At 73.5% G+C, this 8705-nt stretch carries 8 protein-coding genes; 3 read left to right on the plus strand and 5 right to left on the minus strand.

Annotation, left to right across the window (positions count from 1 at the left end):
* On the minus strand, nucleotides 1–378 hold a 378-nt coding region (locus FNX44_RS19675; protein WP_143649706.1), incomplete at its 3' end, for an ArsR/SmtB family transcription factor.
* 96 nt (nucleotides 379–474) lie between these two features.
* On the opposite strand from FNX44_RS19675, the gene FNX44_RS19680 reads away from it, so the two are divergent.
* The 3 genes from FNX44_RS19680 to FNX44_RS19690 all read left to right on the plus strand — a co-directional run bounded on the left by FNX44_RS19680 (nucleotide 475) and on the right by FNX44_RS19690 (nucleotide 3975).
* Nucleotides 475–2535 (plus strand): heavy metal translocating P-type ATPase, encoded by a 2061-nt coding sequence (locus tag FNX44_RS19680; RefSeq protein ID WP_143649708.1) that lies wholly within the window; start codon nucleotides 475–477, stop codon nucleotides 2533–2535.
* A 103-nt stretch (nucleotides 2536–2638) separates the two neighbouring features.
* Entirely contained in the window at nucleotides 2639–3316 is a 678-nt protein-coding gene (locus FNX44_RS19685) for a potassium channel family protein (protein ID WP_143649710.1), read from the plus strand.
* Complete coding sequence (locus FNX44_RS19690) at nucleotides 3313–3975, plus strand: potassium channel family protein (protein WP_143649712.1); 663 nt, start codon at nucleotides 3313–3315, stop codon at nucleotides 3973–3975. Before FNX44_RS19685 ends, FNX44_RS19690 begins: the two co-directional genes overlap by 4 nt.
* 85 nt (nucleotides 3976–4060) lie before the next feature.
* Here FNX44_RS19690 and FNX44_RS19695 read toward each other — a convergent pair whose 3' ends face one another.
* The 4 genes from FNX44_RS19695 to FNX44_RS19710 form a co-directional block, all read right to left on the minus strand.
* Nucleotides 4061–4807 (minus strand): DUF3159 domain-containing protein, encoded by a 747-nt coding sequence (locus FNX44_RS19695; RefSeq protein ID WP_143649714.1) that lies wholly within the window; start codon nucleotides 4805–4807, stop codon nucleotides 4061–4063.
* Between the two features lie 3 nt (nucleotides 4808–4810).
* On the minus strand, nucleotides 4811–5212 hold the full coding sequence (locus FNX44_RS19700; protein ID WP_143649716.1) for an OB-fold nucleic acid binding domain-containing protein: 402 nt from the start codon (nucleotides 5210–5212) through the stop codon (nucleotides 4811–4813).
* Between the two features lie 102 nt (nucleotides 5213–5314).
* On the minus strand, nucleotides 5315–6007 hold the full coding sequence (locus tag FNX44_RS19705) for a response regulator (RefSeq protein ID WP_143649718.1): 693 nt from the start codon (nucleotides 6005–6007) through the stop codon (nucleotides 5315–5317).
* 50 nt (nucleotides 6008–6057) lie between these two features.
* On the minus strand, nucleotides 6058–8613 hold the full coding sequence (locus FNX44_RS19710; protein WP_143649719.1) for an ATP-binding protein: 2556 nt from the start codon (nucleotides 8611–8613) through the stop codon (nucleotides 6058–6060).
* Between the last annotated feature and the right edge of the window lie 92 nt (nucleotides 8614–8705).

The following is an 8705-nucleotide window of genomic DNA, read 5'->3' on the forward strand; positions in this document are numbered from 1 at the left end:
GTCGGTGTCGGGGGTGGCGGCGAGCGGGGCGTCACTGAGGCCCAGGCGGAGGTGTTCGACGTGGTAGAGGGCCTGGTCGAGGAGTTCGGCGACGTGATGGTCGTAGAGGGCGTAGACGATCGAGCGTCCGCGTCGTTCGCCGGTGACGAGGCCGAGGTTGCGCAGTAGGCGCAGTTGGTGGGAGCAGGCCGACTGCTCCATGCCGGCGGCCTCGGCGAGTTCGCCGACGGCACAGGGGCCTTCCTGGAGCCTGGCGAGGATGCGCAGCCGGGAGGGGGTGGCGAGGGCCTGGAGGGTGGCGGCGACGTCGTCGGTGCCGACCGCCTCGAGTCGTTCGCGGGGGGTGGTGGTGTTGCGGTCGTCGACTCCGTGGCCCATGGTGCCATCCTAGCGAGAACACATGAATGCATGTTCATTTGTTCCTGTAATGTGCTGCCGCAACAAGCTCACCGAGACGGAAGGGGTCTGTCTGCCATGCCCTCGGCCTTGTCGTCCACGTTGTCCGCCCCGGCGCGGCCGGCCGTGCCGGGTCCGAGGCCGGGGCCGGCGCCGCGGCGCACCCGGCTGTTCGCGCTGGGCGAGGTGCGCTGGGCCGCCGCGGCCGCGCTGGCGTTCCTGGTCGCCCTGCCGCTCCAACTGCTCGGAGCGCCCGTCTGGTCGTGGGCGCCGCTGTACGCGGTGGTGTACCTCGCAGGCGGCTGGGAGCCGGCCTGGTCGGGGCTGTGCGCGCTGCGCGAACGCACGCTGGACGTCGATCTGTTGATGGTCGTCGCGGCGATCGGCGCGCTGGCCGTCGGGGAGGTGATGGACGGCGCCCTGCTCATCGTCATCTTCGCCACCTCGGGGGCGCTGGAGGCCCTGGCGACCGCCCGCACCGAGGACTCCGTGCGCGGGCTGCTCGACCTCGCGCCCGGCACCGCGACCCGGCTGACCGGGGACGGCGGCGAGGAGGTCGTGCGCACCGACGAACTCGCGGTGGGCGAGGTGATCCTCGTCCGTCCCGGCGAGCGGGTGGGCGCGGACGGCCGGGTCGTCGCCGGGGCCAGCGACGTCGACCAGGCCACCATCACCGGCGAGCCGCTGCCGGCCGCCAAGGCTGTCGGCGACGACGTCTTCGCCGGCACCCTGAACGGCAACGGCACGCTGCGGGTGCGGGTCGAGCGCGATCCGGCGGACTTCGTGGTGGCGCGGATCGTCGCCATGGTGGCCGAGGCGTCCGAGACGAAGGCGCCGACCCAGCTGTTCGTCGAGCGCGTCGAGCAGCGGTACTCGGTCGGCATGGTCATCGCCACCCTCGCCGTGTTCGGCGTGCCAGTCGCGCTGGGCGCGGAGTTCTCCGACGCCCTGCTGCGGGCGATGACCTTCATGATCGTCGCGTCGCCGTGCGCCGTGGTGCTGGCGACGATGCCGCCGCTGCTGTCCGCCATCGCCAACGCGGGACGGCACGGTGTACTGGTGAAGTCCGCCGTGGTGATGGAACGCCTGGGGCAGATCGACACGGTCGCGCTCGACAAGACCGGCACGCTCACCGAGGGCAGCCCGCGGCTGACGGACCTGCGGCCGGTGCCGGGCACCGATCTGGACGAGGCCGCGCTGCTGACTCTCGCCGCGGCGGCCGAACGTCCCAGCGAGCACCCGGTGGGCCGGGCGATCGTCGCGGCGGCCGCCGAGCGGGGCCTGGACCTGCCGGAGGCGGCTGACTTCCTGGCCCGGCCTGGCGTCGGCGTGCGGGCGACGGTCGAGGGGCGGGAGGTCACGGTCGGCGCGCCGCCCCGGCTGCCGGGGGAGGCCGGGCGCGGCGCCGAGCACGGCGAGAGCGTCCGGCGGCTGGTGGCCGAGGTGGAGGCGCGGGGGCGGACGGCGGTCCTGGTGGCCGTCGGCGGCACCGCGGTCGGCGTGCTCGGGGTCGCCGACCGGGCCCGCGTCGACGCCGCCCGCGCGGTACGCGGCCTCACCGCGCTGACCGGCGCCCCACCCACCCTGCTGACCGGGGACAACCCGCGGTCGGCCGCGGTGCTCGCGGACGAGGTCGGGATCGGCGACGTCCGCGCCGGGCTGCTGCCGCAGGACAAGGTCGCGGCGGTGCACGAGTGGGAGCAGGCCGGGAAGCGGGTCCTGCTGGTCGGCGACGGGGTGAACGACGCGCCGGCGCTGGCCGCCGCCGACACCGGCGTGGCGATGGGCAGGGTCGGTTCGGACCTGGCGCTGGAGACGGCGGACGCGGTCGTGGTCCGGGACGAGCTGGCGGCCGTGCCCACGGTGGTGGCGCTCTCCCGGGCGGCCCGGCGGCTGGTCGTGCAGAACCTCGTGATCGCGGGGACGTTCATCGTCGTCCTGGTCGCCTGGGACCTGCTGTGGCACCTGCCGCTGCCGCTGGGTGTGCTCGGCCACGAGGGGTCCACCGTCCTGGTGGGGCTGAACGGGTTGCGACTGCTGCGGGAGGCCGCCTGGCGGCGCGCGGCCGCCGAGCCCGAAACTGAACACGGCGTTCCGCACGGCGAGCGCGGGGCCGCCGGGCGGGCCGTGGGCGAGTAGCGTTACTGTCACGGTCTGACTCGCGGCCGCCCGGGGGACGGAACGGACCCGCCGAGTCAGCCGTGTTCAGTCAGGCAGCAGGAAGGTGCGAGGTAGCGGCCTCATGCACATCGTCATCATGGGGTGCGGCCGGGTCGGCGCCGCCCTGGCCCACACGCTGGAGGGCCAGGGGCACAGCGTCGCGGTCATCGACCAGGACCCGGCGGCTTTCCGGCGGCTCGGCAGCGGGTTCCGGGGCCGGCGCGTGACCGGCCTGGGCTTCGACCAGCAGGTGCTGCGCGAGGCCGGGATCGAGGAGGCCAGCGCGTTCGCGGCCGTCAGCAGCGGGGACAACTCGAACATCATCTCGGCCCGGGTGGCGCGGGAGATGTTCGGCGTGGAGAACGTGGCCGCCCGCATCTACGACCCGCGGCGCGCGGAGGTTTACCAGCGGCTCGGCATCCCTACGGTGGCGACCGTCCGCTGGACGGCCGGCCAGATGCTGCGGCGGCTGCTGCCGTCCGGCGCGGAACCGCTGTGGCGCGATCCGACGGGCGCCGTACAGCTCGCCGAGGTGTACCTCTCCCCCGCGTGGGTCGGCGAGGTGGCCGGGCGACTGCAGGAGGAGGCCGGCGCCCGCATCGCCTTCATCACCCGAATGGGCGAGGCACTGCTGCCGAACGCCGCGACGGTCCTACAGGAAGGTGATCTCGTGCACGTGATGATGCGCAGTGACGAGGTCGGCAAGGTGGAGGCCGTGTTCGACCGGGGCCCGCGTCGGCCGGAAGGCGGTGCGGCATGAGGGTGACCATCGCGGGGGCCGGCGCGGTCGGCCGCTCGATCGCGGGCGAGCTGCTGGAGAACGGGCACGAGGTACTGCTGATCGACAAGGCGCCCAAGGCCATATCGGTCGAGGGCGTGCCGCAGGCGGAGTGGCTGCTGGCCGACGCCTGTGAGATCGCCTCTCTCGACGAGGCGGGCATGCAGCGCTGCAACGTGGTGATCGCCGCGACCGGCGACGACAAGGTGAACCTGGTGGTGTCGCTGCTCGCCAAGACCGAGTACGGCGTGCCCCGGGTGGTCGCCCGGGTGAACGACCCGCGCAACGAGTGGCTGTTCAACGAGGCGTGGGGGGTGGACGTCGCCGTCTCCACGCCGCGGCTGATGTCGGCGCTGGTGGAGGAGGCGGTGAGCGTCGGCGACCTGGTCCGGCTGATGCGTTTCAGCCAGGGCGAGGCGAACCTGGTGGAGCTGACGCTCCCGCCGGAGGCCCCGCTGTCCGGCGCCCGCTGCGGCGACGTGGCCTGGCCCAGGGACACCGCACTGGTGACGATCATCCGGGGCAACAAGGTGATCGCCCCGCAGCCCGACGACGTGCTCCAGTCCGGCGACGAGCTGCTGTTCGTCGCCGCGCCGGAGCGCGAGGAGGAGCTGGAGACGCTGCTGTCGGTCCGCCAGTAGCCTCCCGGCCGCATGACAACACGAGCGCGGCGCCGACCCGGATCAACCGGGTCGGCGCCGCGCGTCCGCGTGGTGGGCGGCGGGGTCAGCCCTCGCCGGCGGCCTGGCGGGCCTCGGCGGCCTTGGCAGCGGCCTCGGCGGCGCGTTCCCGCTCCTCCTCGGCCTCCATCTCGGCGATGACGTCGATCGGTGCGGGCGCCTTGGCCAGGAAGATCCAGGTCAGGTAGACGCAGAGCAGGAACGGCGGGATACCGAGTGCGACGCGCAGCCAGCCGAGCTGGGTGGCGTCGCCCCAGAAGTAGATCGGGAAGGTGATCGCCGACTTGGCGAGCAGCACCAGGCCCCAGGCATAGCTGGCCTTGGTATAGGCGGCCTTGCGGCCGGGGTTGCGGGTGCGCCAGGAGAGGTTCTCCCGGAACAGCGGGCCCAGGATGAGCCCGAGCAGCGGCCAGCCGGCGGCCGAGCTGACCAGGTACGTCACCGCGAGGCCGAGGGTGTAGAGCATGCCCGGCAGGTAGAAGTTCTTGGCGTCGCCGGACATCATCGCGAAGACGGCGCCGATGGCGACGCCGAACACGCCGCTGAAGGCGTGCTTGAGGGTGTCCCTGCGGGCCAGCCGGAGCAGGGCCATCAGGGCGGAGAGGCAGAGCGCGGCGATGGCCGAGACGTGGATGTCGCGGTTCACGGTGTAGCTCAGCACGAAGACGAGCCCGGGCACGGTCGTCTCGACCATCCCGCGCACGCCGCCGAACGCCTCCAGGAAGGCCGCCTTGGTCACCTCGGTGTCGGCGGCCGGCGCCTCGTCCGCTGTGGGCTTGTCGAGAGGGGTCACCCGCTACTCCTGTCCCAGGGGTCGCAGCTCGTACTTGGGGTTGAACAGTACGGGCCGGCCGTGGTTCATGGCGATCCGACCCGAGGCGATCATGGCGCGGCCCGGTGTGATACCCGCGATGGACCTGCGGCCCAGCCACACCAGGTGCAGCGACGCGGAGCCGTCGAACAGCTCCGCCTCCAGCGCGGGCACGCCGGCCCGGGCCCGGAGTGTAACCGTACGCAGCGTCCCGGTCACCTTGACGACCTGCCGGTCGGCGCAGTCGCAGATGGGGGTGCACCCGCTGACGGCTTCGGCCCTGCCCAGGTCGGAGCGGAGTTCCGGTCGCTCTTCCACTGGCTGGAACCGGTCCATCAGACGGCGTATCCGCCCCGTCCGTTTCTCGGCTCCGCTGAGACTACCCATATCGGCCAGGTTACCCGGGGGTCCGCGGAACCCGACCACCGCGGCGGACGTGAGGAGGGGCACGCCGCGGCTCGGGGCGGCACCGCGGCACCGTGTGCCGGATCAGCGTTCGAAGCGGTAACCCATGCCGGGTTCGGTGATGAAGTGCCTCGGGTGCGAGGGGTCGGCCTCCAGTTTGCGGCGGAGCTGGGCCATGTAGACCCGCAGGTAGTTGGTCTCGGTCTGGTAGGCGGGCCCCCAGACCTCCTTCAGCAGCTGCTTCTGGCTGACCAGTCGGCCGCCGGCCCGCACCAGCACCTCCAGCAGGTGCCACTCCGTGGGGGTGAGACGCACGTCGGCGCCGTCCCTGCGGACCTTCTTCGCACCGAGGTCGATGCTCAGCCGTTCGGTCTCCACCAGCACCGGCTCGCTGGTGTCCGGGGCGGGTTCGGCGCGGCGGACGGCCGCCCTGAGGCGGGCCAGCAGCTCGTCCATGCCGAACGGCTTGGTGACGTAGTCGTCGGCGCCCGCGTCGAGCGCCTTGACCTTCTCGTCGGATGTCTGGCGGGCGGAGAGCACCAGGATGGGCACCCTGGTCCAGTCGCGGGCCCGCCTGATCACCTCGACGCCGTCCATGTCCGGGAGGCCGAGGTCCAGGATGATCACGTCGGGGCGGCGGTCGGCGGCGAGCTTGAGCGCGGTGGCGCCGTCCCCGGCGGTGTCCACGTCGTACTCCCTGGCCCGCAGGTTGATGGCCAGTGCCCGGACGATCTGCGGCTCGTCGTCGACCACGAGCACTCGGTGCCTGGACGTCATGTTCGGGCTCACCTCTCTGACACGGGTGGGGCGGTTGCCCGCCGAGGGCGTCACAGCGACACCTTCGCGGGCGGTTCGGTGGTGGTACGGGCGCGGGCCGGGTCGGCGACGGGCAGGGTGAGCACCATCGTCATGCCGCCGCCCGGGGTGTCCTCCGCCTCCAGGCTGCCGCCCATGGCCTCGGCGAAGCCCCTGGCGACGGCGAGGCCCAGCCCGACGCCGGCGCCGCGCGGCGCGTCACCGTGCCGCTGGAAGGGCTCGAAGATGCGTTCCTTGTGGCTGTCGGGCACCCCGGGGCCGCGGTCGGTGACCCGCAGCTCGACCCGGTCGCGCAGCCGGCTCGCGGACACCTTGACCCGCTCGCCGGGCGGGCTGTACTTGACGGCGTTCTCCACGATGTTGGCCACCGAGCGTTCCAGCAGGCCCGGGTCGACGGCGACCAGCGCGAGGGATTCGGGGATCTCCAGGCAGACGCTGTCCTCCGGCACGCCGCCGAGCGCCCTGGGCACCACCTCGTCCAGGTTGGTTCGCCGGATCAGCGGGGTGACGGTGCCGGTCTGCAGGCGGGACATGTCCAGCAGGTTGCCGACCAGGTGGTCGAGCCGGTCGGCGCCGTCCTCGATGGCCTCCAGGAGCTCGGCCTCGTCCTCCGGGGACCAGGCGACGTCGGTGGAGCGCAGCGAGGTGACGGCGGCCTTGATGGCCGCCAGCGGGGTGCGGAGGTCGTGGCTGACGGCGGCCAGGAGGGCGGTGCGGATGCGGTTGCCCTCGGCGAGCCGGCGGGCCTCGCCGGCCTCGTGCCGCAGCCGCTGGCGGTCGAGTACTCCGACGGCCTGGGCGGCGAACGCGGCCAGCACCCGGCGGTCGGCCGCCGGCAGCAGTCGGCCGCAGAGGACGAGCATCATGTGGTCGCCGACCGGCATGTCCGTCTCGCCGTCCTCCGGGCTCGCCAGCGGGCGGCCGTGGCGCGGCAGTCCGACGCCGGCAACGCAGCTCCACGGCCCGTGGTCGGCCCGCCTCTCCAGCAGCGCGGCGGCCTCCATGCCGAAGGTCTCCCGCACCCGCTCCAGCAGTGCCTCCAGCGAGTCGTCACCGCGCAGCACGCCGCCGGCGAGCATGGCCAGGACCTGCGACTCGGCGCGCAGCCTGGCCGCCTGCCGGGCCCGCCGCAGCGCCAGGTCGACGACCAGGCCGACGGCGGCGGAGGCGGCGAAGAAGCTGATCAGGGTGACGACGTCCTGGAGGTCGTCGATCCGCCAGGTGCGGACGGGCTCGGTGAAGTAGTAGTGCAGCAGCACCGAGCACAGCGCGGCGGAGGTCAGCGCCGGCAGCACGCCGCCGGTGAAGCCGGCGGCCACCGACACGGCCAGGAAGAGCAGCACGGTGTTGGTCAGCCCGACCGCGGGGTCCAGGCCGATCAGCAGGGTGGTCAGCAGCAGGGGGGCGGCCAGCGCCGTCAGCCAGCCGCCGACGAGTCTGCCGCGGCGCAGCCCCCGGCCGCCCACCAGCGGCAGCCCGCGGCCCTTGGCGGCCTCCTCGTGGGTGACGATGTGCACGTCGAGGTCGGGCCCTGACTCGCCGGCCACCGTGGCGCCGACGCCCGGGCCGAACACGTACTGCCAGGGCCGGCGGCGGCTGGAGCCGAGCACGATCTGGGTGGCGTTGACGCCGCGGGCGAAGTCCAGCAGCGCCTGCGGCACGTCGTCGCCGACCACCTGGTGGAAGGTGCCGCCGAGCTGTTCGACGAGGCTGCGCTGCACCTCGAGTTCGCCGGGCGAGGTGACGGTGAGGCCGTCCGCGCGGGCGACGCAGACCGCCAGCAGTTCGCCGCCGGATGCCTTGGCGGCGAGCCGCGCGGCGCGGCGGATGAGCGTGCGGCCCTCGGGGCCGCCGGTGAGGCCGATGACTATGCGTTCGCGGGCCCGCCAGGTGCGGCGGATGGAGTGCTCGGTGCGGTACTGCTGCAGGTACTCGTCGGCGCGGTCGGCCGTCCACAGCAGGGCCAGTTCGCGGAGCGCGGTGAGGTTGCCGGGCCGGTAGTAGTCGGAGAGGGCCGCGTCGAGGCGGTCGGGGCTGTGGATGTTGCCGTGGGCGAGCCGGCGGCGCAGGGCCTGCGGGGTCATGTCGACCAGTTCGACCTGCTCGGCGCGGCGGACCACCTCGTCCGGCACGGTCTCGCGTTCGCGGATGCCGATCACCGACTCCACGACGTCGCCCAACGACTCCAGATGCTGGATGTTGAGGGTGGAGACGACGTCGATGCCGGCGTCCAGCAGCTGCTCGACGTCCTGCCAGCGCTTGTCGTTGGGCGCGCCGGGGGCGTTGTGGTGGGCGAGCTCGTCGACGAGGGCGACCGACGGGGCCCGGCTCAGCACGGCGGCGGTGTCCATCTCCCCGGCCCCCGGGCCTCCGGCGGCGCGGCGCGGCACGACCTCCAGGCCGTGCAGCTGCGCCTCGGTACGGGGGCGGGAGTAGGTCTCGACGTAGCCGACGACCACGTCCGTGCCGCGTTCCGCCCGGCGGTGCCCCTCGGAGAGCATGGCGTGGGTCTTGCCCACCCCGGGTGCCGCCCCGAGGTAGATCCGCAGTGTTCCGCGTTGTGCCATGGGCCCATTCTCAGGCACCCGCGCACCTCGCTGACCTGCGGCCTCGCCGCTGCGGCCGGTGCGGCGGGTGCCTGAGAATGGGCCCATGGCAC

Origin of the sequence: Streptomyces alkaliterrae (genome assembly GCF_007097205.2) — a bacterium.
GTDB lineage: Bacteria > Actinomycetota > Actinomycetes > Streptomycetales > Streptomycetaceae > Streptomyces > Streptomyces alkaliterrae.